Below are 24,204 nucleotides of genomic sequence, written 5' to 3' on the forward strand. Positions count from 1 at the left end.
GAGAATAAGGAGGAAACGATGAAAAAGAGACTACTGGCACTACTATGTGTGACGATTTTGGTTGGGAAAAGACATCGGACACCTGGTCTTTGACAGCATCCAAAAAGTTATCGGATACCAAAGTCTATTATGCGGACGGTGTCGTTTACAGCGATTATTTCTATGTATATTGCCTGATATTATTTAATAATGACTATGATGTTCTGTGGAACCGGGTAAGTGTAAATGAACTCATAGAGGAAGATCCTGTGGATCCGGGGAAAGAAGATCCGGGTACCGATCATCCCGGAACGATCACTCCGGATCCGGATGATAACATCATCATCAAGATTGTACACACGAATGACATTCATGCACGAGTGACCGACTCAAGTGAAGGAATCGGTGTAGAACGCCTTAAGACGATTATTGACAGCTGGACTTCAGATGCCGCAATGAGCACCGTGATCGATTCGGGAGATCTTTTTCACGGACAGCCGATCGCAACGCTGTCAAAAGGCGAATCCATAGCGAAAATTACAAAAGCACTGGGATACGATCTGATGACAGCGGGCAATCATGATTGGAGCTACGGAAAAGACAGGTTGAAAGAGCTGGCGGAAATGGCTGACATTGAAATGCTTTGCGGCAATGTCGTAACAGACAGCGGCGAATCATTTTTCGAAGATGAATATGCGGTATATGAGTCTGATTTATCGGATGGACCAAGCGTAAAGTATGGGGTTTTTGGTACCATAGATCCGCAGCTTTACACTTCTACGACTCCATCCAATGTAGAAGGTCTTACCTTTACAGATCAGGTCGCATATGCGAAAGAAAGCGCAAGACATCTGAAGGAAGATCTCGGATGTGATATTGTCATCGGGCTGACCCACACACTGGGTCCGGAGGAACTTGCAGGCCAGGTGGACGGAGTGGATATCTGGCTTTGCGGACATGAACATATCAATCTGGACGGAGACTGGTACAATCTGAGAATCGGAGAAACGAATCTGGGAAGAGTCGTGGCAGATGCTTATCTGCTGGAGACCGGAGCCGATGTAGCTTTTGAAAATGCAGGCGGTATCCGAGCTTCCATAAAAGCCGGTGATGTAACTTATGGGGATATCATCGGTGTCAGCCCTTATGGAAACTATATTGTAACAAAGAAGCTCACAGGTGCGCAGCTTCTTGACGTGTTTGAGACTTCACTTGACATCCAGGTTCAGTGTATTGAGGCATACGAAAGAGGAGATGACAGTGCATGGCCGTCATCCAGCGGGAGTTATCTTCAGTTTGGCGGTGTAACCGTGGAGTATGATCTGTCACAACCGGCAGGCAGCAGAGTCGTAAGTGCCAAAGTTCAGGGTGAACCGCTGGATCTTGAAAAGCTTTATACGGTTGCAACGAATAATTATGCCTCCGCATCCAATTATTATGACTCATTGGCAACTGCCGAAGAAACCGGTCAGTTCCGTGCATGTGACGAGGCACTGGTATCCTTCTTTGAGCAGGATGAAGAAGCCATTGCCAAGACTCTTTCTAATCAGGCTATGATTCCGGCAGAGAAATGTCAGCATACCGATACTGAAATACGGGATCAAAAAGATGCAAGCTGCACAGAAGAAGGATATACCGGAGATGTGTACTGTAAGAATTGTGGCGAGTTAATCGAAAGCGGAGAACCGATTTTGAAGACGTCTCATACATATAAAGACGGTATCTGTACCGTATGCAAGGCAAAGAATCCTTCTGCAAATCCGTCCGAAAAGGAAAAGACGGATACCCAGGATTCCGCTGCCAGCCCTAAAACAGGTGATGAGAATCACGCGGGAGTATTCGGCGCGATGCTTCTTCTTTCAGCAATGACGATTGTGGCTTTTCGAAAGAAAAAAAGTATGGTATCATAGTCCTTGATCAAATGAATTTAGTATAATTTGAAAGGGGCGATTTCTTGATTCAGGCAGGATTAGTATTAGAAGGCGGCGCGACGAGAGGAGTATTTACATCCGGAGCACTGGATTACCTGATGGAACAGGATCTATATTTTTCGAATGTGGTTGGTGTCTCTGCGGGTTCCTGCAATGCGGTCGATTATGTGTCAAAACAGATCGGACGAACGAGGGACTGTATGATCCACCAGGGAAAAGATTACAATTTTTACTATGGACTGAAGGGATTCGTAAAGGAGAGGAGTGTCCTGGATATGGATATGATCTTCAATAAATTTCCGAATGAACTGATACCGTTTGATTTCGATACTTTTTTCGAATCCGATATAAAATGTGAGATCGTAATAACAAATTGTGTTACAGGAAAAGCAGAATACAGGACCGAAGAAAGTGATCGTGAAAGACTGATGAAATTATGCCGGGCCAGCAGCAGTATGCCACTTGTTTGTCCGATTGTCACACTGGACGGAGTTCCATATTTAGACGGAGGTCTTGCGGACTCTGTACCGATCCTCCATATGCAGAAACAGGGGATAAAGAAGAATGTTCTGATCTTGACACGGCCGAAAGGATATCGTAAAAAGCCGGTATCTAAGGGCCTCGCACGTGTCTACAAAAAGATGTACAGCAAATATCCGGAAGTGGTACAGACCTGCATCCTCAGAGCCAAACGCTATAACCAGACGATGGAATATATTGATAAACTGGAAGAAAAAGGAGATATTTTTGTCCTTCGGCCTCAGATGAAGCCGGTATCACGTCTTGAAAAGGATCAGGATAAACTGGCTGCTTTCTATGAACATGGTTATACGTTGATGAGAGAAATGCTTCCTGATATGCTGGAATACCTGGGAGAAGTAATGGAAGACGGGGATCGGAAAGATGACGAATAAGAAAATCTCAGATTCTATCGTAGAAACGATCCATATTGTGCGCCCACAGCATCTGAATTCTGTAGGGAGGCTGTTCGGTGGTGTCCTGATGCAGTGGATTGACGAGGTTGCCTGCCTTGTTGCAAAGCGTCATTCTCATACCGGGGTAACCACAGCTTCTGTGGATAATCTGAATTTTATCATGAGTGCGTATCAGAACGACGTACTGGTTCTTATTGGTAAAATAACATTTGCAGGACGGACATCCATGGAAGTACGTGTAGATACTTATAGAGAAGACATTGACGGAACAAGACATCCGATCAACCGTGCATACCTCACGATCGTTGCTCTGGATAAAAATGATCAGCCAACCGAGGTCCCGGGTTTGCTCATTGAGAGTCCGTCTGAGCAAATGGAATGGGAGAGCGCGAAAAAACGCAGAGAGATGCGGATCTTTCGGCGTCAGGAAGGGTTTTAATTGTCATGCATAAAAAAAGGTCCACTGGACCTTTTTTTAGTGCCTTTCCGGAGGCCCCCCGTTTTTCTGCATCATCTGAATCATCTGAACCATCCGGTCGATCTGCATTCTCTCCTCCTGTGACTTTCCTTCTTTTAGGAGATCAAGTATCAATGCGATTTCCTCCTGCGTGAACCGGATGCCCTTTTTATTCGCTCCTGTTATGAGTGTCATCATCACCGGAACCAGCGCTTTCCCGCTTTTTCCCTGAGTCTGCATCACTGCAGCTTTGATCAGTTCCAGTTTCACCGGATCGAGTTTCTTCATTGCAGGATCGTTCATCCATTCGTCCATTTGAATCCTTCCTTTCTGCCTGGAACGCATTCATCATTCCCATCATATCTGCCATGTCTGACATTCCGGAAGACTGCATCATTTCTTCCATATTTACAGACTGCATCATCTGCATCATTTCCACTGCCTGTTCCATATTATCAAACATTTCACAGGCCTCCTTGGTCAGATAAGGTCTTAGATCATCCATAAGAGTATGGATATCCAGCTTTTTTTGCCGCAGCCGCCTTCTGCGGCTATCATAATAAGGAGGTTGGAAATAGTAAATGGCATTCTGTAGTTCACTGAGTTTGGCATAAATACCAGCCATACGCTGTAAATCCGGCGGAAGATAGGGAATCATAAGCTTCATGGTCTGCAGCAACTCTGTTGTGACCATCAAGTCAAATGGTGTCATTTTAAGAGGCGGCTTTTTTTCCATATTCACTCCCCGGATACAACGTTATCAATATATATGATAAAAAGTAGCTTTTCAGAACCTCTTAAAAAAAGATAAGCCGATTCGTCGGCGATTTTACGAATATATGGAGAGAGATTATGTATAGTTACAATAAAATAGAAGTATTTCTTGTGAAAAGAGCATTATAGTAATTCAGCATATACTGATACTAAAGAAAGAAAGGACAGAATAATATGTATTCCAAAATCATGATTGATGGCAATTCCATTTATGAAATAGATGAAGAGTGTTTGAGGCAAAAGGAAAGAAAGAGACGAGAAAAAGAACAACAAAAAAGAGAAGAAAATCCAAAAAAGCAAAAGAATGTAAGAAACTTAACAAAATGAGTACACGTAATATAAGGGATGCCATATTAAGGCATCCCTTATAGTTTTATCTTAGTCTAGCATCCGCAGCCACAGTCCCAGTTGTTGTTTCCGTTACAGCAGAAAAGAAGAATCAAGATGATCCAAAGACAACTGTTGTTTCCGCAGTCATCTGAACGTCCGCTTCCGAATCCGCATCCGCCGCAGCAGAAGAGAAGAATGATGATCAGAAGGCAGGAAGAGATTCCACCTCTGTTACATCCGAACGTAGAAGCTGAATTTTCGCAGCCACAGCCGCAGTTTGTTGCACTTAAGTCACTCATGTTTATACCCTCCAACAGGTTTCTTTACACTTTATCATATGTATCAAGGCTTGCCAGTGTTTCGAAGAAAACAAACATTTTTTGACGTGTTTGAATATTCTATATTAAAGAAAGAATGACTCGAGGAAATCGATGTATGTATAACCTGAAAAGAAATGTACATTACTGGTGTCAGGATACAATTTCAGGAAACCTGACCGGGAAAGGGATCAATATCGCAATCCTGGATACCGGTATTGCACCTCATCCTGACCTGAAGGATCATATGATTGCCTGGAAAGATATGGTTCATAATAGAGAAAAGCCGTACGATGATAATGGACACGGCACACATGTATCCGGAATCCTGTCCGGAGATGGGCGGAGCAGCCGTAAGACCATATCGGGAATCGCGCCGGAATCCGGAATCATGGCAGTGAAAGTGTTGAACAGTAAAGGAGACGGAAGAATCGCTCATGTGATTGGAGGTATCCAATATATCTTAAAAGAACGAAACCGGTATCGAATAAGGATCGTCAACATTTCCATCGGAACAGCACCGCATCCGGGAAATGCAGATGAAGCAGAACTAGTGTCCTGGGTAGATCGGTTATGGGACGCAGGATTGGTTGTTGTCACCGCAGCCGGAAATCTGGGGCCGGACACCTGCAGCATCACCCTTCCCGGAATCAGCCGCAAAGTAATTACGGTTGGTTCTTGCCTGGGACAGTCATTTTCTAATGAAGTTCCTCAGCAGGCTCTCCTTTATTCCGGCTGTGGACCAACCGAAGAATGTGTCAAAAAACCGGATATCACAGCACCCGGAAACGGGATCTATTCCTGCAATTACCGCTATCCGGTGTACAGTCGAATGCCTTATCTCAAAAAAAGCGGTACTTCCATGGCAACTCCGGTTGTTTCCGGAAGTGTTGCGCTTCTTCTGGAAAAATATCCGGACATGAAGAACACTGAAGTGAAATTGCGTCTTTGGGACAGCTGTGATGATCTGGGACTTCCGGAAAACAGACAAGGACACGGGCAGATCAATATAACCAAATTACTTACGTAAAAAAATTTTAGATTGTCAAGAAAAAACACTTGACACCAAAACGGAAATATTATATGATATCCGAGGTGATAAGTGATGGATGAAATTCTGAAGCAAACATTATTATATGATTTTTACGGTGAACTTCTGACGGATCACCAAAAGGAGATCTATGAACAGGTTGTTCTGGAAGATTATTCGCTAAGTGAGATTGCGAAGGATGCAGGGATCAGCCGCCAGGGTGTGCATGATATGATCAAGCGTTGTAACAAGACACTGGAAGGTTATGAAGAAAAGCTGCATCTTGTGGAGAAGTTCATGTTTATCAAACAGAAAGTTCATGAGATCAATTTATTACTGGAAGATTACGAGGATCAGAATGAGGCTGAACTGATACAGAAAGTCAGAAAGCTCTCAGGCGAGATTATAGAGGAGTTATGATATGGCATTTGACAGCTTAACTGAAAAACTTCAAAATGTATTCAAGAACCTGAGAAGCAAAGGTCGTCTTACGGAAGACGATGTCAAGACCGCACTCAGAGAAGTGAAGATGGCGCTCCTTGAGGCGGATGTGAATTTCAAAGTGGTAAAGAAATTCGTGAAAGATGTTCAGGAACGTGCAGTAGGACAGGACGTGATGAATGGCCTGAACCCGGGGCAGATGGTGATCAAGATCGTAAATGAAGAACTGGTAAATCTGATGGGATCCGAGACAACCGAGATCAAGCTCCAGCCGGGCAGCGCGAAGACAGTCATTATGATGGCAGGTCTTCAGGGTGCTGGTAAGACGACAACGGCGGCAAAGCTCGCCGGTAAGTTCAAACTCAAGGGCAAGAAACCACTTCTGGTCGCATGCGATGTTTATCGTCCTGCTGCGATCAAGCAGCTACAGATCAACGGGGAAAAGCAAGGCGTGGAAGTTTTTTCCATGGGCGAGAATCAGAAACCTGCGAACATTGCCAAGGCTGCGTTGGAACATGCAGCGAAGAACGGCAACAATCTGATCATTCTGGATACAGCCGGACGTCTTCATGTAGACGAAGATATGATGGCGGAGCTTCAGGAGATCAAGAAAACCGTGGAAGTGCATCAGAGTATTCTGGTTGTGGATGCGATGACCGGTCAGGATGCCGTCAATGTAGCGGATCAGTTCAATAAACAGATCGGGATCGACGGTGTGATCGTTACGAAGCTCGACGGTGATACCCGTGGCGGTGCGGCGCTTTCTATTAAAGCCGTGACCGGATGTCCGATTCTCTATGTCGGCATGGGTGAGAAACTTTCAGATCTGGAACAGTTTTACCCGGATCGAATGGCATCACGTATACTCGGTATGGGCGATGTGCTAAGCCTGATTGAAAAGGCAGGTCAGGAAATCGATGAAGACCAGGCCAAGAAGATGACCGAGAAGCTCAAGAAGGCACAGTTCGATTTTGATGATTATCTGGAAAGTATGAAACAGATGCGTAAGATGGGCGGTTTCGGAAATGTAATGAGCATGCTTCCGGGACTGGGAGCGATGGGCGGCAAAGGAAAGATGCCGGATATCGATTCCGACGAAGCGGAGCGTAAAATGGCCCGTGTGGAGGCAATCATTTACTCTATGACTCCTGCGGAGAGAAGCAACCCGGATCTTTTGAATCCTTCCAGAAAGCGAAGAATTGCAGCCGGAGCAGGTGTGGACATTGCCGAAGTAAATCGCACAGTCAAGCAGTTTGACCAGATGCGCAAAATGATGAAACAGTTCCCGGGAATGATGGGAGGAAAAGGCGGAAAACGAGGCAAATTCAGAATGCCGTTCTAGCCGTTATCAGAAGATATATACGCCTTGTGCGTTTATATACACAATATTAGAAAATAATTCAGGAGGTGACATAAAATGGCAGTAAAAATCAGATTAAAAAGAATGGGACAGAAGAAGGCTCCTTTCTATAGAATCGTTGTAGCTGATGCAAGATCTCCAAGAGACGGAAAGTTCATCGAAGAAATCGGAACTTATGATCCGAATCAGGATCCGAGCGTATTCAAGGTAGATGAAGAAGCAGCTAAGAAATGGTTAAACAACGGTGCTCAGCCTACAGAAGTAGTTGGAAAGATTTTTAAAGCAGCAGGTATTGAGAAATAGGCTGCTTCGCGGAGGTGCGAGTGATGAAAAATTTAGTAGAAGTAATTACGAAAGCACTTGTGGACAATCCGGAAGGCGTTGTAGTTACCGAGAAACAGGAAGGCAAGACAACCGTTATCGAAGTGCATGTATCCGACAATGATATGGGCAAGGTAATCGGTAAGCAAGGCCGTATTGCAAAAGCAATCCGTTCCGTTGTTAAAGCAGCTGCGGCAAAAGAAGACAAAAAAGTTGTAGTTGAAATTATGCAATAATAACCGTAAGAAAATGAACGCAGGTAAGGTTTTATCTGCGTTTTCTTTTCGTAATCAACATGAAAGCAAGGGAGAAAACGATGCAGCAAAATGAATATTTACAAGTAGGCGTCATCACCTCGACCCATGGTATACGCGGAGAAGTAAAGGTGTTTCCGACAACCGACGATCCGTCACGCTTTGAAGACTTGAAAGAAGTCGTTCTGGATACCGGTAAAGAATACCGGAAACTCGCAATCGAAGGTGTAAAATATTTCAAACAATTCGTAATCCTTAAATTTAAAGGAATCGATAATATAAATGATATAGAAAAATATCGAAAGATGCCCCTTCTGGTGTCAAGAGAAGACGCTGTAGAACTGGAAGATGACGAATACTTTATGGCTGATATTCTGGAAATGGATGTATATACAGATGGGGGAGAATTATTCGGAACGCTCACAGATATCCTGGAGACGGGCGCCAATGATGTGTATGTGATCGATACCAAAGAACACGGAGAAGTGCTGATCCCTGCGATTAAAGACTGCATTCTGGATGTGAATACCGAAGAAAATAAAATGACGATTCATCTGATGGACGGATTGATTTCATAGGACAGGAGAAAAACGTATGAGATTTCACATTATGACTTTATTTCCGGATATGGTATTAAATGGTCTGAATACGAGCATCATCGGACGTGCAGCCGAGAAAGGAATTCTCCAGATTGAAGCCTGGAATATCCGGGATTATGCGTTTAACAAACACAACAGTGTCGATGATTATCCTTACGGTGGCGGTGCGGGAATGTTGATGCAGGCAGAACCGGTTTTTCAGACTTATAAGGCAATCTGCGGTGAAATCGGGGCTTCCGATGACAAGAAACCGCGCGTTGTCTATCTATCACCCCAGGGCAGACCGTTCAACCAGTCCATGGCAGAAGAATTTTCCAAAGAGGAAGAACTGATCCTTCTCTGTGGCCATTATGAAGGAATTGATGAACGAGTTCTGGAAGAGATCGTAACAGATTATGTATCGGCAGGCGATTATGTTCTGACCGGAGGCGAGCTCCCCGCTATGATGATGGTGGATGCCATATCCAGACTGATTCCGGGAGTCCTTCACAATGATGTGTCAGCAGAATTTGAAAGCTTTCAGGATCATCTCCTGGAATATCCGCAGTATTCCAGACCGGAAGTATGGCACGACAAGCAGGTACCTCCGATCCTCCTTTCCGGTCATCATGCAAACGTAGAAAAATGGCGCAGAGAACAATCCGTAATCCGGACTGCCAAATGGAGACCGGATCTTCTGAAACATGCACTCTTAACAGAAGATGAGTGGAAAATTGCCAGAGAAATACGTGATAAAAAGAAAATAAACGAATAAATAATCTACTTGGCTGTAAACAGTGTCATATGGTATAATATTTTCAGGTATAATTCTTTGTGTCTGGAAAGGGGGACTCTATATGATGGAACAGAAAATAGAGAGTCTGAAACGTGCATTAAAAGAAAGTAAATACACGGTAGCACTCTGTGGTTCCGGTATTCTGGAAGAGGAAGGGTACATGATGCTCAAAAAACCGGAGAGAGCTTATGATATCGAAACCCGATATGGTGTGTCACCGGAATACATTTTTTCTGATGGGTATTACAGCACAAGACCTGATAAATTTTTTGAATTTTACAGGAATGAAGTGCTCCTGGATATTGAGCCGGGAGATTCTCCGAGAAAACTGGCAGAACTTGAAAGAGCCGGAATGATCGACTGTATTGTAACGAGCAATATTTACAACCTGTCAGGGCGTGCAGGATGCAGAAATGTCGTCAATCTGCACGGAAATATTTACGATAACAAATGCCCGCACTGCGGAAGAAGTTATTCGGTCGATTATATAAAAAATACTGTCAAAGTTCCTCGATGTGAGAGCTGTGGATCCGTGATCCGGCCCATGGTATCGCTTTTCGGAGATATGCTGGACGGACAATTGATTGCCAGAACAGCTACAGAGCTTGAAAAGGCAGATGTTCTTCTGATTCTTGGAACTACACTGGATTCTGAAGTATTTCATAATTATGTAAAATACTTTGACGGAAGCCGACTTATCGTCGTTCATAAGGAACCACATCTGAAAGACAGATACGCAGACCTGGTTATTTGTGATGACCCGAAAAATGTGTTGAATGCACTATGATTTCACAAAAAACCCTTGCATCCTTTGCTGTGTTGTGGTAAAATGTAGCATGTTGTGAGAAGAAAGAGATGGTCCTCTGGTACGAATTACGTATTTATGAACGTCAAAATATGAAGGAGGTCACACATGAACGAAATTATTAAAAACATTGAAGCAGCACAGTTAAAAGCAGATGCTCCGGAATTCAGAGTTGGTGATACTGTAAAAGTATACGGTAAAATCAAAGAAGGAAACCGTGAAAGAATTCAGGTTTTTGAAGGAACTGTTTTAAAAAGACAGGGCGGCGGAGCAAGAGAAACATTTACAGTAAGAAAGAATTCTAACGGAATCGGTGTTGAGAAGACATGGCCGCTGCACTCACCAAACGTAGAAAAAGTAGAAGTTGTTCGTAAAGGTAAAGTAAGACGTGCAAAACTGAACTACTTAAGAGATCGTGTAGGTAAGAGAGCAAAAGTAAAAGAGTTAGTAAAATAGTAAATGCTTTAGAGGGACAAATACAAATGGGTACTTGTCCCTTTTTCACACTATAGAATAGGATTTCTGATATTTACAAAAGGGGAGAACTATGCACAGAGATTTGCAATTCGGGAAAGAGACGAAAAGGCGGGCCAGTTTTGAATGGGTTCCGGGAGCTTTGAAATGGCTTCTGCAGATCATCATCGTATGTTTTATGGCGTTTGTATTTGTGTGGTATTTCGGACAGCGAGTCAGCAACATCGGGGATTCCATGAGTCCGATCATTAAGAACGGGGATATCGTTCTGGTAAATCGCATTCTCTACGACGCAAGTACACCCAAAAGAGGAGATGTGATCGTATTCAAACCGAACGGAAATGAAATGCTTCATTCATACATTAAGCGAATCATTGCACTTCCCGGTGAGACGGTGAAAATCGAAGAAGGAAAGATATTCGTTAATGGGAAAGAGCTGGAAGAGGAATATGAAACCAGTGCAATTGTCGATGCCGGGCTTGCGTCTGAAGAAATCACTCTTGCAGGAGATGAATTCTTCGTACTGGGAGACAACCGCGAGAGCAGTACAGACAGCAGAATGCCTGAAATCGGTAATGTGAAACGTTCTGAAATCGAGGGAAAGGCATGGTTTATCATAACCCCCGGGAAGCGTTTTGGATGGATAGAATAGAAAGAAGTGAGGATGAAGTATGAATTTTCAATGGTATCCTGGACATATGACAAAGGCAAGAAGGATGATGCAGGAGAATATCAAATTGATCGATCTGGTAATCGAACTTGTGGATGCAAGAATCCCCATGAGCAGCCGGAATCCGGATATTGACGAACTGGGACGAGGCCGTGCCAGACTGATCCTTCTAAATAAAAGTGATCTTGCAGATGACAGATGCACAGATGAATGGGTAGCATATTTTAAAGGAAAAGGATATTCAGTTGTAAAAGTAAATTCGAGAAAAGGCGGCGGAATGAAAAGCATTCAGAATGTGATTCAGGAAGCGTGCCGTGAAAAGATCGAGCGGGACCGGAAACGAGGAATTTTAAACCGTCCGGTTAGAGCTATGGTTGCCGGAATTCCGAACGTCGGAAAATCTACATTTATTAATTCTCTTGCCGGAAAGGCCTGCGCCAAAACCGGAAACAAACCGGGAGTCACAAAGGGAAAACAGTGGATACGCTTGAACAAAAATGTCGAGCTTCTCGACACACCGGGAATCCTCTGGCCGAAATTTGAAGACCAGACAGTAGGTCTCCGACTGGCTTTAATCGGCTCCATTAAAGATGAAATCATGAATATTGAAGAACTGGCAGCTGAACTTTGCGGATTCATGAAGAAAGAATATCCCGGAAGATTAGCTGAAAAATATGCGGTAGATGAAGTGGAAGATAATTATCAGATGCTGGAACAAATTGCAGAAAGCCGTCATTGTCTGGTTCGCGGGAATGAACTTGACACGAAAAAAGCAGCTTCCATGCTTCTGGATGATTTCAGGAATGGTAAGATCGGACCGCTTACGCTTGAATTTGTAAAGGAGTATGAACATGAATCATAATACAGAGCAGGAACTCGTTAACGCAGCGGATACTGTTAAAAAAACTTCCGGTTTCTGGAAAGAACTGGGCAGCTGGATCCTTTATTTTTTATTTGTCATCGCAATCACATATCTGATTATTACATTTGTCGGTCAGCGCACCAAAGTTGACGGACATTCCATGGAACCGGCGTTAAGCAATGGAGATAATCTGATCGTAGACAAGCTGTCCTTCCGATTCCGTGATCCGCAGCGGTATGAAGTAATCGTATTCCCATACCAGCACGCGGAAAATACATATTATATCAAACGCATCATCGGGCTCCCGGGCGAAACTGTCCAGGTGAAGGACGGAGCCGTATATATCAACGGTGAACAGCTGGACGAACATTTCGGAGCCGAGCCGATGGTAAATGCCGGAATTGCGGCGGAGCCGATTACGTTGGGTGAAGATGAGTATTTTGTATTGGGAGATAACAGAAATCACAGCAGCGACAGCCGGGAACCAAGCGTCGGTGTCTTAAAGCGAGACCAGCTCATAGGGCGTGCATGGGTTCGGATCTATCCGTTCAACAAAATCGGAGTGGTAAATCATGGATAAAAAAAGCATCAGAGAAATTGAAGAAGAATTCAAACAGACTACGGGGGACCGAAATGCGCTTTATTTGCGTTATGCTGATGATGACCGCGCCGGAGTCATTCGCCTGATTGCGAAATACAGGAAACAGGATGAGAAATGTAAAAAAGAACAGGATCGCCTGGAGGCGATGTGCTGTTATGAGAAGGAATACAGCAGCTACGGCATAGTATGCGGTATCGACGAAGCCGGAAGAGGACCACTGGCAGGTCCGGTCGTTGCCGGTGCGGTGATTCTTCCGAAAGATTGCCGCATCCTATATCTGAACGATTCCAAACAGCTCTCTGCTAAGAGAAGAGAATGTCTTTACGATGAGATCATGGAGAAAGCGATTTCGGTCGGTGTCGGTATGGCAAGCCCGGCAAGAATCGATGAGATCAATATTCTTCAGGCAACTTATGAAGCAATGCGTAAGGCAATCGACAATCTGAACTGCGTACCGGATGTCCTGCTCAATGACGCCGTTACCATACCTGAAGTTTCTATCAGACAGGTGCCGATCATCAAGGGGGACGCAAAAAGCCTTTCCATAGCCGCAGCAAGCGTCATTGCGAAGGTCACAAGGGACCGGCTCATGATCCAATACGATGAAGTGTTTCCGGAATATGGTTTTAAGGATCACAAAGGATACGGATCCGCCGCACATATCGAAGTGTTGAAACGTCTCGGTCCGACACCGATCCACCGACAGACATTCATTAAAAATTTTTTTGACTGATCCGCTAGAAAGAGAGCGGCGTGATCAGCTATCTGAACACACAGGTTGTACTTGCGGGAAACCAGATCTGATGCGATATGAACAAACAAAAGGAACACAGAGATCATCATTCAAACAGACGAAGAACAGGAGCTGATTATGAACTCCTTGCAGGAGATTTTCTGAAAAAGCAGGGTTATCGGATCCTTCAGTATAATTTTCGCTGCAGAAACGGCGAGATTGATATCATCGCAGAAAACGGATGTGATTTGATATTCTGTGAAGTGAAATACCGAAGTGGTTCCCAATCTGCGATTCCGCTTGAAGCGGTGCATCCAGAAAAGCAGCGCCGGATTTCCAAAACGGCACTGTATTATCTTACAAAGACGAATCAGACAGAACGATTCTGCAGATTTGACGTGATCGGAATTACGGATCAGGAAATAACTTGGGTAAAAAATGCATTTGATTTTACAGGAGTGTAAGAATGAAAATAGGATTACATTATAAAGATAACAGAAAGGTATTTGAAGAAAAAGAAATCGAACAGGTTCCTTTTCTTCAGTATCCGCTTTTTGAAAATACGAACATCGTGAATCACGGGATTTCTACACGTCTTGGTGGTGTGAGCAAAGGAATCTACGCGACAATGAATCTCAGCTATACCCGTGGTGACGCGGAGGAGAATGTGCGTGAAAACTATCGCAGAATCGGAAAGGCAATTGGCGTTGATCCTGCCCGTATGGTTTGTTCACGCCAGACACATACTACCAATGTCCGGATTGTGACGGAAGCAGATGCCGGAAAAGGAGTGACGAGAGAGCGGGATTATGATAATGTGGATGGCCTTGTGACCAATATCCCCGGCATCTGCCTTGTAACGTTCTATGCAGACTGTGTTCCGCTTCTTTTTGTTGATCCGGTCAAACGTGTCATCGCATCCAGTCATTCTGGGTGGAGGGGAACTGCCGCGAGGATGGGTCAGGTAACCGTAGATATCATGCGAAGCAAATTCGATTGCAGGCCGGAAGATATTCTTGCGGCAGTCGGGCCTTCCATCTGTCAGGATTGCTATGAAGTAAGTGAAGATGTCATTCAGAAATTTCAGAACGCATTTGATGAAGCAGACTGGAATGATCTATATGATCGAAAGGAGAACGGAAAATATCAGCTGAATCTATGGAAAGCAAATGAGATTGTGCTTCTTCAGGCCGGCATTTTACCGGAGCATCTGGCCGTGACGAATCTCTGTACCTGCTGTAATCCGGATCTTCTGTTTTCACACCGTGCATCGAATGGAAAACGAGGAAATCTGGCAGCATTTCTTGCATTAAAGGAGGAGCAATAGCATGCAGTTACGTAATCCTGTTTTATTTCTTGCCGAATCGACGGATCTTACAGTTAACGCAGAAGAAGCGGTTGAAAAAATCAGTACATTTAACAAAATACTTGAGACAAAAGGACCGGAAGTCCTTTCATTCGCGATCCGTGTGCTTCTGGTCCTTGTCTTCTTTTATATCGGGCATCGCCTGATTGGCTGGGTAAGGAAGATCGTCCGTGGCTCCATGAAACGCGGTAATATTGATACCGGTGCATGCCAGTTCGTGGATTCCCTGTTGAAATTCGGGCTCCATATTCTTCTGGTTCTGTATCTGGCTAATGAACTGGGCATCGAATCCACATCCACAGCAGCTATTATTGCCTCCGGTGGTATGGCAGTCAGCCTTGCACTGCAGGGAAGTCTCTCCAATCTTGCAGGCGGAATGCTGATTCTCCTTTTGAAACCGTTCGTAGTCGGGGATTATATTATGGAGGACAGTCACGGCAACGAAGGAACGGTGAAGGAAATACAGATTTTTTATACAAAGCTTTCAACGGTGGACAATAAAACGATCGTCATTCCGAACGGTACACTTGCAAATACCAGTCTGACCAATTTTTCCGACAAAGAATATCTCAAACTGGATCTACGGGTAGACATTTCCTATGATTCTGACTTGCGTAAAGCGAAAGCGCTCCTTTACGACATTCTGGATAAGGACGAAGATGTTGATAAAGAAAGGGAACACATTGTATTCGTACATGATCTGGGAGAGAGTTCTGTCGTATTAGGAGTGCGTGCATTCGTGAAGACGGAAAAATACTGGCCGACGCGATGGCGACTGCTGGAAACGATCAAACTGACCCTGGATGAGAACGGTATTGAAATTCCGTTTGCACAATTAAAAGTACATATGGATAAATAGTTTGACAGCTTTTGTGTGAGAGATTATAATAAACGGGAAATTTAACAGGGAGAAGATACGATGAGAGTGATAGCAGGGAAAGCACGGCGTATACAACTGAAGACGATTGAAGGGATGGATACCCGTCCGACTACGGACCGGATCAAGGAGACTCTTTTCAATATGATTTCACATGGGCTTTGCGACTGCACCTTTCTTGATCTTTTTGCAGGCAGCGGTGCAATCGGTATCGAAGCTCTGAGCCGAGGTGCAGAAAAAGCGGTATTTGTAGAGAAGAACCCCCGTGCGGCAGCGTGTATCAGGGAAAACCTGGAACGGACGAAGCTTTCCGGTCAGGCTGAAGTGATTATAAGTGATGCGCTAGGAGCACTTCGAAAATTGGAAGGAAAGAAAAGATTTGACTATGTATTTATGGATCCGCCGTACAATCATCTGTTGGAAAAGCAGATGCTCGAATATCTGGCTGATTCTTCACTGCTTGCTTACGACGCACTGATTATCGTAGAAGCATCTCTTGAAACGGATTTTTCCTATCTCGAGGGGCTTGGTTTCTCTTTGATTAAACGAAAAGAATACAAAACAAATGCACATGTTTTTGTGCAGCGCAAAGGAGAAGACCAATGTTAAGAGCAATCTATCCCGGTAGTTTTGATCCGGTTACCTTCGGGCACCTCGATATCATGACAAGAGCCTGTAATATTGTGGACGAACTGATTATCGGTGTGCTGCGGAATAAAGCAAAAATGCCGTTGTTTTCTGTAGAAGAACGTGTTAAAATGTTAGAAGAAGTAACTTGTAATCTGCCGAACGTCAGAATTATTCCTTTTGAAGGACTGCTTGTCGATTTCGCAAAGGAGTTGGATGCGAAAGTTGTCATTCGAGGACTTCGTGCGATCACAGACTTTGAATACGAACTGCAGATGGCTCAGACGAACCAGAAGCTGCAGTCAGATATAGAGACATTATTTCTCACCACCAGCCTGGATTATTCATATCTGAGCTCAACAACTGTAAAAGAAGTGGCAGCCTTTGGCGGAGATATTTCTCAATTTGTGCCGGAAGCTGTAGCTGACAGAATGAAAGATAAAATGCCGTAAATCCAAACGGCAAGAAGGAGAGTGTAAATTATGAGCAGCCGTATTGAACAGATTATTGAAGAAATTGAAGAGTACATCGACAGTTGTAAATTTCAGCCCTTATCTACAACTAAAATTATTGTAAATAAGGATCAGATGGATGAACTTCTTCGCGAACTCCGTATGAAAACTCCGGATGAGATCAAGCGCTATCAGAAGATTATCGCAAACAAAGATGCGATCCTTGCCGATGCCCAGTCTAAAGCAGAAAGCATGATCGAGGAAGCGCAGATCCACACCAACGAGCTTGTAAGTGAACATGAGATCATGCAGCAGGCATATTCTCAGGCAAATGAGATCGTAATGGCGGCCACAGAGCAGGCTCAGCAGATCCTGGATAATGCAACGAACGATGCAAACGATATCCGCATCGGTGCGATGCAGTATGCGGATGATCTTCTTGCAAATGCCGAAAGCATCATTGGTCATACGCTGGACAGTTATACGACGAAGTATGACGGACTTGTGAATTCTCTGCAGGAATGCTACGATGTTGTACGTAACAACCGCGCAGAACTTGAAATACCGGATAAATCTGCTCGAGGACTTGAAGCAGAATTCGGTACAGAAGAATTACCGGAAGAATAATAAGGGGAGCACGGCAATTCATCAACGATACAATGTCACAAAGGCAAAAGATAAAAGGCTGGTTACCAAAGCGGTAATCAGCTTTTCTGTTATGTAGCGTGCCATGGAGAAATCGGTTTTCGCAGTCATACATCTGGTCTGAAATACAGCACAGATTCCACCAAAAGAAATAAGTGCCATCATAAGAGCATACCGGATTGGAAAGAGAAACCGGCTATTTGCCAGCATGCTGATACCGGCTGTGATTTCTATAGAGGGAAGAATCAAATTGCACCAGATCAAATTTCTGCAAGGAATCTCCTTGAGCAATGCAAGCGCAATGGAGCAGACGATGATATATCCGCCTATTTTCACAATTCCTTCACAGCTCTCTGTAATACAGTCATCAAGAAGTTCCAACATCGTTTCCGGCTTCGATGAGAGATCCGCCATAATTTTGGATGCTCTCGGGGTACTGGTTCTACCGTAAAAGTTGCGAAAAATGAAACTGCAGATTACCGAGGATGAGACCAGAATCATAAGACTTATCAAAGCCAGATCTTTTCGCTTCAGCGTTTGCATGCATACATAGCTAATGACGAACATCGGACTGGTGTTGTTACAAAAAGACAACAGATATTCACCTTCTTTTTCGGAAATATATCCGGATTTCACAAGACTTACGGAGGTTCTTGCACCCATTGGATATCCGCAGAAAAAGCCGGTCAGAACGGCAAGAGAAGAAGCCGGCGATATCTGAAATAATGCACCGGTTACCGGATGCAAAAGAGAAGATATTGCTTCCAGAGCACTGCTTCCTGTAAGCAGACCGGTGATAACCATGAACGGAAACAGGGTGGGAAGAACCGTTCGAAACCATAGAAGAAGCCCCTCTCTGGCACCTGCAAATACTACTCCCGGGAAAGTAAGCATCAGAACAAAAAGTGTGATCAGGAATAATGTGTTGAGATTATGCTTCATAAAACCTCAAAATACAAAATCTTTTCTTCACAATATACGGGACAATATCACAGTTTATTCCATTTCCGGATCCAGTGAAAATAACATAAGATTTCGCTATTACGCATAGATTCATAAAAAAACGGAGATGCGTCTGGATGCGTAAAAACAAATCCGGCCTTTTCCTTCTGTATCTACTGGGTGCTGCCTTTCTTGTTATGATTCTTAACACAAATCTGAAGATGAAGGCACGTCTGACAAAACTGAATGATACGACGATATTTTCGGATGAATTCCGCTCTCATGAAATCGGTGAGGAGAATCTCAAGATACTGAAAGAGATGCAGCCGGAGGACCGGGGAACATCCGCAGCGCTGATGATGCTGGGGGGATTTGAAAACGGGGAGGAAAAGCTGTGGACCTCCAGGCCTGCCTGGAGAGCGTACAGGGACGCCTGCTGTGCAATCTGGAATGAAGCAATTTATTTTCCGGTGCCGAACTCAACTGTACATGAGGAATATCAGGTCCATTTTACGGATTCCTGGATGAACGAACGCACCTATGGTGGAAAACGAGGACATGAGGGTACTGATCTTATGGCCTCGAAAGATGTACCCGGTCTGTATCCGGTTGTCAGTATTTCGGACGGCACTGTTATGAATAAAGGCTGGCTGGAAAGGGGCGGATACCGTATCGGAATTCTGTCTGCTCAAGGCGGCTATTATTATTATGCACATCTGGATTCCTATGCGGATCTGGAGGAAGGAGACACTGTTTGTGCGGGAGATCTCATCGGATTTATGGGAAATACTGGTTATGGGGAAGAAGGGACAAAAGGAATGTTTCCGACGCATCTCCATATCGGTATCTATTTATATCCTGGCGAAAATGAGATCAGTGTGAATCCGTACTGGATTTTACGAACATTGGAAGAGAAAAAACTTTCCTGTTCATTCTAACTATGTTATACTTAAACGATATGGAGGAAAGATTCATGATACAATTGCCAGAAAGATTTGAAGAAAAGATGCAGTGCCTTCTGGGCTCTGAATTTGAGGAATATATCCGCTGTTACGAGGAGCCGCGTTATTATGGGCTTCGGGTTAATACACGAAAGATCTCTGTGGAGGACTTCCTGAAAATTGCACCATTTCCGCTGACACCGATCCCGTGGATTGAAAATGGATTTTATTATGACGGGGAGCAGGTCGCGCCGGCGAAACACCCCTACTATTTTGCAGGGCTGTATTATCTGCAGGAGCCCAGCGCGATGACACCGGCCAATCGGCTTCCTGTATCACCGGGAGAACGTGTGCTGGATGTATGTGCAGCCCCCGGCGGAAAAGCAACGGAACTTGGAGCAAAGCTTATGGGAGAAGGGGTACTGGTTGCCAATGATATCAGCAGTTCCCGTGCAAAGGGGCTTCTTAAGAATCTGGAAGTATTCGGCATCGGGAACATGCTGGTCCTCAGTGAAGAACCGGGTAAGCTGGAGAACTATTTTACCGGATATTTTGACAAGATTCTTATCGATGCTCCCTGCTCGGGAGAAGGGATGTTCCGCAAGGACAGGAAGATGGTAAAAGCCTGGGAAGAACATGGCCCATCCTTTTTTGCGAAACTCCAGCGAAGTATCATCACCCAGGCTGCACGCATGCTGAAGCCGGGAGGCATGATGCTGTATTCAACATGTACCTTCGATCCGGAAGAGAATGAAGGTACGATCATGCATCTTTTGAAGGAATATCCGGAATTTGAAATTCTTGAGATGAAAGGATATGAGGGCTTTGCAGAAGGAATCCCATCGGCAATAGACGGAGGAATTCCCAAACTGACGAAAACCGTACGCATTTTCCCGCACCGCATGAGAGGCGAGGGGCATTTCCTGGCACTTCTGCAAAAAGGACAGGCGGATACAGAACATGATGCCGATCATTATCCTTCCGCAAAGGGGGGCAGGAAAATTCCGGAAGAGCTTTCTGAATTTTTTGCGGATGTCGCATGGAATCTGAAGCCGGAACGCCTTGATATCCGCAATGAAAGGGTTTATTACATGCCGGAGGATCTGCCTGATCTAAAGGGAATCCGTTTTCTGAGAAGCGGCCTTCTGCTTGGAGAACTAAAGAAAAAGCGTTTTGAGCCAAGCCAGGCGCTTGCCATGAATCTTTCGATGGAATCATATGCCCATACCTTGGATCTAAAAGCGGAAGATACACGTGTACAGCGTTATCTGAAAGGTGAGACCATCGACGTAGATGATCTTGTTTCTTCCCGGGCAAAGGGATGGCATCTTGTCTGTGTGGACGGATATCCGCTTGGATGGGGCAAGCTTGCAGGAGGAACACTGAAGAATAAATATCTGCCAGGATGGAGGAATCAGTCTGCATGATCCGGTTAGACAAATACCTTGCCGACATGGGTATGGGTACACGAAGTGAGATTAAGAAAGCAATTCGTCAGGGAATGGTAAAAGTCGATGACGTGACGGTGAAAAAACCGGAACTGAAGGTTGATGCCGATACGCAGAAAATCGCGGTGAACGGAAAAGAAGTTGTGTATCGCCGGATGGAATATTACATGATGAACAAACCGGCCGGAGTGGTCTCTGCGACAAAAGATCCAAAAGAGAAAACCGTGCTTGATCTGTTCAAAGAACAGCGGAGAAAGGATCTCTTTCCCGTAGGAAGACTGGACAAGGATACGGTAGGACTGCTTCTTGTCACCAACGACGGAGAACTGTCGCATCGCCTCCTGGCGCCCGGAAAACATGTCGATAAGATTTATTATGCAAAAATAGACGGAGAAGTTAATTCTGAAGATGCAGATGCATTTGCACAGGGAATAGATATAGGAGACGAGAAGCTGACCCTTCCGGCCAGACTTGAGATCCTGACTTCCGGGAAAGAATCCGAGATCCGTCTTACTATTCAGGAAGGACGTTTTCATCAGGTCAAAAGAATGTTCGAAGCTCGGGGCAAGAAGGTGATCTATCTGCGGCGAGAGTCCATGGGAACACTTGTACTGGATCCACAGCTCAGAGAAGGAGAGTATCGTCCATTGACCGAGGAGGAACTGAAGAAGTTATGTTAGAAGAAATGGAAGCCGTGATCTTTGACCTGGACGGAACATTGGTTGATTCCATGTGGGTCTGGGTCGAAATCGACAAAGAATATATTGAGAAATACGATCTTCGTGCGCCGGAGGATTTTTACGAACAGATGGAAGGGAAAAGTTTTACAGAGACAGCACAGTATTATCTGGATGTCTTTCCCGAACTTCCGCGCACGATCGAGGAAATAAAACAGGAATGGTATGAGATGGCACTGCATAAATATACGCATGAAGTCAGGCTGAAAGACGGTGCAAAGGAGTTCCTGCATGGAATCCACAAAAACCGGATCCGTACCGCCATAGCGACCAGCAATGACCGGAAACTGGTTCTGGCCACACTGAATGCTCTGGGAATCCAGAATGATATTGATGTAATCTGCACATCCTGTGAAGTGAAGAAGGGCAAACCGGCCCCGGACGTGTATCTGGCTGCTGCAAATAATCTTGGCATTGCGCCGGAGAAATGCCTGGTGTTTGAAGATGTACCGATGGGCATCCTTGCCGGGAAAAATGCCGGTATGAAGGTGTGTGCTGTAGAAGATGCATTTTCCAGCTGGCAGGAAGAGAAGAAACGGCAGCTTGCCGATTATTATATTCACAGCTATCATGATATAAAAAATCAAACATTCGAGGTATTATAAATGAGTCAGGGATTTTTACCAATTAACAGAAAGGAAATGCAGGACAGAGGATGGGATCAGGTTGATTTTGTCTATGTGTGCGGAGACGCTTACGTGGATCATCCCTCATTTGGTCATGCCATCATTACAAGGCTTCTGGAATCACACGGATACCGGGTTGCAATCCTGTCACAGCCGGACTGGAAAACGCCGGACAGCATTTGCGAATTCGGGGAACCGCGTCTGGCCTTTCTGGTTTCTGCGGGAAATATGGATTCCATGGTCAATCATTATACCGTTTCAAAGAAAAGGCGCCATCAGGATTCCTACACTCCCGGAGGCGTGATGGGAAAACGTCCCGATTATGCCGCTGTGGTTTATGGGAATTTGATCCGCCAGCGTTATAAAAAGACTCCGATTATTTTAGGGGGAATCGAAGCAAGCCTTCGAAGACTTGCCCACTACGATTACTGGTCAGACCGTCTGAAACGCTCCATCCTTCTGGATTCCGGAGCAGATCTGATTTCCTATGGAATGGGGGAACGCTCGATCATTGAGATTGCAGAGGCACTGGATGCCGGACTCGATGTCAAAGATCTGACCTATCTTGACGGAACTGTCTGCAAAGTGAAGAGTCTGGACAGCATTTATGATGCAGTCATGCTGGAATCCTACGAAGCAATGAAAGAAGACAAGCTTCTCTATGCCAAGAGTTTCTACACCCAGTATCAGAATACGGATCCCTATTCCGGCAAACGTCTGGTGGAACCTTATTCTGACCATCTTTATGTGGTTCAGAATCCACCGGCGAAACCACTTACCCAGCAGGAAATGGATGATGTGTACAGCCTTCCCTATATGAGAACGTATCATCCGTCCTATGAAAAATTCGGAGGAGTACCGGCGATCAGTGAAGTGAAATTCAGCCTGATCAGCAACAGAGGCTGTTTCGGCGGCTGCAATTTCTGCGCACTGACTTTCCATCAGGGTCGTATCATTCAGACAAGAAGCCATGAATCTTTAATTGAAGAAGCAAAGGGATTTACAGAAGACCCGGATTTCAAAGGCTACATTCACGATGTAGGTGGACCAACTGCAAATTTCCGTGCACCCGCCTGCAAGAAGCAATTAAAATACGGCGCCTGTCCGAACAAACAGTGTCTGTTCCCGGCCCCTTGTAAAAACCTGATTGCCGATCATACAGACTATACGGCTCTGTTAAGGAAATTAAGAGAACTGCCGAAGGTGAAAAAAGTTTTCATTCGTTCTGGAATCCGGTTTGATTATCTTCTGGCGGATTCGGACGACACGTTCTTCCGGGAACTCTGTCAATATCATGTCAGCGGCCAGCTGAAAGTCGCACCGGAACACGTATCGGATGATGTTTTGAAGATGATGGGCAAGCCGGAACATGCCGTATATGAAAAATTCACAAAAAAATATGAGAAGCTGAATCAGAAAATGGGATTGAAGCAGTATCTGGTTCCCTATCTGATGTCTTCGCACCCAGGATCTACACTTAAAGATGCAGTATGTCTTGCAGAATATCTGAGAGATCTTGGGTATATGCCCGAACAAGTACAGGATTTCTATCCGACACCGTCCACGATTTCTACATGCATGTACTATACTGGTGTAGACCCGCGTACCATGAAGCCGGTCTATGTGCCAAAGAATCCGCATGAAAAAGCGATGCAGCGGGCATTGATCCAGTATCGTAACCCTCAGAATTACGATCTGGTCATGGAAGCACTGAAGAAGACAGGACGTATGGATCTGGTCGGATTCGGAGAAAAATGTCTGATTCGTCCCAGAAAACTGCGTTCTGAAAAACAGAATACAGAATCAAAGAAAAAGAAAGATTCAAAGAAAAATACGGATATGAAAAAGAAAACCGTTCCCACAAAGAAATCAAACGTAAGAAAGAAGAGGTGATA

The 24,204-nt window shown here is 44.7% G+C and carries 32 protein-coding genes; 28 read left to right on the top strand and 4 right to left on the bottom strand.

The genetic code is table 11. The annotated features are described in order from the left end of the window. The first annotated feature begins 44 nt into the window (after positions 1 to 44). The 3 genes from ACTNBR_RS05890 to ACTNBR_RS05900 are packed head-to-tail and all read left to right on the top strand — an operon-like array spanning position 45 to position 3,284. The gene (locus ACTNBR_RS05890) at positions 45 to 1,889 is read left to right on the top strand and encodes a bifunctional metallophosphatase/5'-nucleotidase (RefSeq protein WP_441017052.1); all 1,845 of its coding nucleotides are present in this window, start codon (positions 45 to 47) and stop codon (positions 1,887 to 1,889) included. 44 nt (positions 1,890 to 1,933) lie between these two features. Continuing rightward, positions 1,934 to 2,824 carry a patatin-like phospholipase family protein gene (locus ACTNBR_RS05895; RefSeq protein ID WP_441017055.1) on the top strand — a complete coding sequence of 297 codons (891 nt, stop codon included), beginning with the start codon at positions 1,934 to 1,936 and terminating at the stop codon, positions 2,822 to 2,824. Next, positions 2,814 to 3,284: an acyl-CoA thioesterase gene (locus ACTNBR_RS05900; protein WP_427820515.1), complete on the top strand. Its 471-nt coding sequence runs from the start codon at positions 2,814 to 2,816 to the stop codon at positions 3,282 to 3,284. Before ACTNBR_RS05895 ends, ACTNBR_RS05900 begins: the two co-directional genes overlap by 11 nt. A 36-nt stretch (positions 3,285 to 3,320) precedes the next feature. Here ACTNBR_RS05900 and ACTNBR_RS05905 read toward each other — a convergent pair whose 3' ends face one another. Both ACTNBR_RS05905 and ACTNBR_RS05910 read right to left on the bottom strand, forming a co-directional pair. Next, positions 3,321 to 3,590 carry a hypothetical protein gene (locus ACTNBR_RS05905; protein ID WP_427806564.1) on the bottom strand — a complete coding sequence of 90 codons (270 nt, stop codon included), beginning with the start codon at positions 3,588 to 3,590 and terminating at the stop codon, positions 3,321 to 3,323. Further along, positions 3,472 to 4,038: a hypothetical protein gene (locus ACTNBR_RS05910; RefSeq protein ID WP_427806618.1), complete on the bottom strand. Its 567-nt coding sequence runs from the start codon at positions 4,036 to 4,038 to the stop codon at positions 3,472 to 3,474. Before ACTNBR_RS05910 ends, ACTNBR_RS05905 begins: the two co-directional genes overlap by 119 nt. A 212-nt stretch (positions 4,039 to 4,250) precedes the next feature. On the opposite strand from ACTNBR_RS05910, the gene ACTNBR_RS05915 reads away from it, so the two are divergent. Further along, positions 4,251 to 4,403 (top strand): hypothetical protein, encoded by a 153-nt coding sequence (locus ACTNBR_RS05915; protein WP_441028486.1) that lies wholly within the window; start codon positions 4,251 to 4,253, stop codon positions 4,401 to 4,403. Between the two features lie 56 nt (positions 4,404 to 4,459). Here ACTNBR_RS05915 and ACTNBR_RS05920 read toward each other — a convergent pair whose 3' ends face one another. Continuing rightward, complete coding sequence (locus ACTNBR_RS05920) at positions 4,460 to 4,705, bottom strand: chorion class high-cysteine HCB protein 13 (protein ID WP_427806566.1); 246 nt, start codon at positions 4,703 to 4,705, stop codon at positions 4,460 to 4,462. Between the two features lie 136 nt (positions 4,706 to 4,841). Between ACTNBR_RS05920 and ACTNBR_RS05925 the strand changes: the two genes are divergently transcribed. The 19 genes from ACTNBR_RS05925 to ACTNBR_RS06015 all read left to right on the top strand — a co-directional run bounded on the left by ACTNBR_RS05925 (position 4,842) and on the right by ACTNBR_RS06015 (position 17,597). Next, entirely contained in the window at positions 4,842 to 5,753 is a 912-nt protein-coding gene (locus tag ACTNBR_RS05925; RefSeq protein ID WP_441017061.1) for a S8 family peptidase, read from the top strand. A gap of 75 nt (positions 5,754 to 5,828) precedes the next feature. After that, on the top strand, positions 5,829 to 6,173 hold the full coding sequence (ylxM, locus tag ACTNBR_RS05930; RefSeq protein WP_427806568.1) for a YlxM family DNA-binding protein: 345 nt from the start codon (positions 5,829 to 5,831) through the stop codon (positions 6,171 to 6,173). Position 6,174: 1 nt separating this feature from the next. Further along, the gene (ffh, locus tag ACTNBR_RS05935) at positions 6,175 to 7,536 is read left to right on the top strand and encodes a signal recognition particle protein (RefSeq protein ID WP_427806569.1); all 1,362 of its coding nucleotides are present in this window, start codon (positions 6,175 to 6,177) and stop codon (positions 7,534 to 7,536) included. Between the two features lie 75 nt (positions 7,537 to 7,611). After that, on the top strand, positions 7,612 to 7,857 hold the full coding sequence (gene rpsP / locus ACTNBR_RS05940) for a 30S ribosomal protein S16 (RefSeq protein WP_427806570.1): 246 nt from the start codon (positions 7,612 to 7,614) through the stop codon (positions 7,855 to 7,857). 23 nt (positions 7,858 to 7,880) lie between these two features. Further along, positions 7,881 to 8,111, top strand: a complete 231-nt coding sequence (locus ACTNBR_RS05945; protein ID WP_427806571.1) for a KH domain-containing protein — start codon at positions 7,881 to 7,883, stop codon at positions 8,109 to 8,111. An 80-nt stretch (positions 8,112 to 8,191) separates the two neighbouring features. After that, positions 8,192 to 8,707 carry a ribosome maturation factor RimM gene (gene rimM / locus ACTNBR_RS05950; protein WP_427820519.1) on the top strand — a complete coding sequence of 172 codons (516 nt, stop codon included), beginning with the start codon at positions 8,192 to 8,194 and terminating at the stop codon, positions 8,705 to 8,707. A 16-nt stretch (positions 8,708 to 8,723) separates the two neighbouring features. Then, complete coding sequence (trmD, locus tag ACTNBR_RS05955; RefSeq protein WP_427806573.1) at positions 8,724 to 9,482, top strand: tRNA (guanosine(37)-N1)-methyltransferase TrmD; 759 nt, start codon at positions 8,724 to 8,726, stop codon at positions 9,480 to 9,482. A gap of 85 nt (positions 9,483 to 9,567) precedes the next feature. Continuing rightward, positions 9,568 to 10,290, top strand: a complete 723-nt coding sequence (locus ACTNBR_RS05960; protein ID WP_427806616.1) for an SIR2 family NAD-dependent protein deacylase — start codon at positions 9,568 to 9,570, stop codon at positions 10,288 to 10,290. 126 nt (positions 10,291 to 10,416) lie between these two features. After that, positions 10,417 to 10,764, top strand: a complete 348-nt coding sequence (gene rplS, locus ACTNBR_RS05965) for a 50S ribosomal protein L19 (RefSeq protein ID WP_427806574.1) — start codon at positions 10,417 to 10,419, stop codon at positions 10,762 to 10,764. A gap of 91 nt (positions 10,765 to 10,855) precedes the next feature. Further along, positions 10,856 to 11,434 carry a signal peptidase I gene (gene lepB, locus ACTNBR_RS05970; protein ID WP_427820520.1) on the top strand — a complete coding sequence of 193 codons (579 nt, stop codon included), beginning with the start codon at positions 10,856 to 10,858 and terminating at the stop codon, positions 11,432 to 11,434. A gap of 19 nt (positions 11,435 to 11,453) precedes the next feature. Further along, a complete protein-coding gene (gene ylqF, locus ACTNBR_RS05975) occupies positions 11,454 to 12,314 on the top strand; it encodes a ribosome biogenesis GTPase YlqF (RefSeq protein ID WP_441017064.1) in 861 nt (286 codons plus the stop codon). After that, positions 12,304 to 12,894, top strand: a complete 591-nt coding sequence (gene lepB / locus ACTNBR_RS05980; RefSeq protein ID WP_441017067.1) for a signal peptidase I — start codon at positions 12,304 to 12,306, stop codon at positions 12,892 to 12,894. The genes ylqF and lepB (ACTNBR_RS05980) overlap by 11 nt, the downstream gene beginning before the upstream one ends. After that, positions 12,887 to 13,648 carry a ribonuclease HII gene (locus tag ACTNBR_RS05985; RefSeq protein WP_427820522.1) on the top strand — a complete coding sequence of 254 codons (762 nt, stop codon included), beginning with the start codon at positions 12,887 to 12,889 and terminating at the stop codon, positions 13,646 to 13,648. Before lepB (ACTNBR_RS05980) ends, ACTNBR_RS05985 begins: the two co-directional genes overlap by 8 nt. A 77-nt stretch (positions 13,649 to 13,725) precedes the next feature. After that, entirely contained in the window at positions 13,726 to 14,112 is a 387-nt protein-coding gene (locus ACTNBR_RS05990; RefSeq protein ID WP_427806579.1) for a YraN family protein, read from the top strand. Positions 14,113 to 14,114: 2 nt separating this feature from the next. After that, entirely contained in the window at positions 14,115 to 14,975 is an 861-nt protein-coding gene (pgeF, locus tag ACTNBR_RS05995; RefSeq protein ID WP_441017070.1) for a peptidoglycan editing factor PgeF, read from the top strand. Between the two features lies 1 nt (position 14,976). Further along, positions 14,977 to 15,873 (top strand): mechanosensitive ion channel family protein, encoded by an 897-nt coding sequence (locus ACTNBR_RS06000; RefSeq protein ID WP_427820524.1) that lies wholly within the window; start codon positions 14,977 to 14,979, stop codon positions 15,871 to 15,873. Between the two features lie 60 nt (positions 15,874 to 15,933). Next, positions 15,934 to 16,500 (top strand): 16S rRNA (guanine(966)-N(2))-methyltransferase RsmD, encoded by a 567-nt coding sequence (gene rsmD, locus ACTNBR_RS06005; RefSeq protein WP_427806582.1) that lies wholly within the window; start codon positions 15,934 to 15,936, stop codon positions 16,498 to 16,500. After that, positions 16,494 to 16,970, top strand: a complete 477-nt coding sequence (gene coaD, locus ACTNBR_RS06010; protein WP_427806583.1) for a pantetheine-phosphate adenylyltransferase — start codon at positions 16,494 to 16,496, stop codon at positions 16,968 to 16,970. The genes rsmD and coaD overlap by 7 nt, the downstream gene beginning before the upstream one ends. A 30-nt stretch (positions 16,971 to 17,000) precedes the next feature. Continuing rightward, on the top strand, positions 17,001 to 17,597 hold the full coding sequence (locus ACTNBR_RS06015; RefSeq protein WP_427806584.1) for an ATPase: 597 nt from the start codon (positions 17,001 to 17,003) through the stop codon (positions 17,595 to 17,597). 21 nt (positions 17,598 to 17,618) lie between these two features. On the opposite strand, the gene ACTNBR_RS06020 is transcribed toward ACTNBR_RS06015, so the two are convergent. Further along, the gene (locus ACTNBR_RS06020; protein WP_441017073.1) at positions 17,619 to 18,557 is read right to left on the bottom strand and encodes a nucleoside recognition domain-containing protein; all 939 of its coding nucleotides are present in this window, start codon (positions 18,555 to 18,557) and stop codon (positions 17,619 to 17,621) included. A gap of 137 nt (positions 18,558 to 18,694) precedes the next feature. Between ACTNBR_RS06020 and ACTNBR_RS06025 the strand changes: the two genes are divergently transcribed. Genes ACTNBR_RS06025 through ACTNBR_RS06045 form a run of 5 tightly spaced genes read left to right on the top strand, consistent with a single transcriptional unit; the run spans position 18,695 to position 24,202 of the window. Then, complete coding sequence (locus ACTNBR_RS06025; protein WP_441017076.1) at positions 18,695 to 19,495, top strand: M23 family metallopeptidase; 801 nt, start codon at positions 18,695 to 18,697, stop codon at positions 19,493 to 19,495. 38 nt (positions 19,496 to 19,533) lie between these two features. After that, positions 19,534 to 20,925, top strand: a complete 1,392-nt coding sequence (locus ACTNBR_RS06030; protein WP_441017106.1) for an RsmF rRNA methyltransferase first C-terminal domain-containing protein — start codon at positions 19,534 to 19,536, stop codon at positions 20,923 to 20,925. Continuing rightward, positions 20,922 to 21,626, top strand: coding sequence for a pseudouridine synthase (locus ACTNBR_RS06035; protein WP_441017079.1), 705 nt, complete (start codon positions 20,922 to 20,924; stop codon positions 21,624 to 21,626). The genes ACTNBR_RS06030 and ACTNBR_RS06035 overlap by 4 nt, the downstream gene beginning before the upstream one ends. Further along, entirely contained in the window at positions 21,620 to 22,288 is a 669-nt protein-coding gene (locus ACTNBR_RS06040; protein WP_441017082.1) for an HAD family hydrolase, read from the top strand. The genes ACTNBR_RS06035 and ACTNBR_RS06040 overlap by 7 nt, the downstream gene beginning before the upstream one ends. Further along, positions 22,289 to 24,202, top strand: a complete 1,914-nt coding sequence (locus ACTNBR_RS06045) for a YgiQ family radical SAM protein (protein ID WP_441017085.1) — start codon at positions 22,289 to 22,291, stop codon at positions 24,200 to 24,202. Positions 24,203 to 24,204 lie beyond the last annotated feature (2 nt).

It is taken from the genome of Bariatricus sp. HCP28S3_F11 (assembly GCF_052065395.1).
GTDB lineage: Bacteria > Bacillota > Clostridia > Lachnospirales > Lachnospiraceae > Allocoprococcus.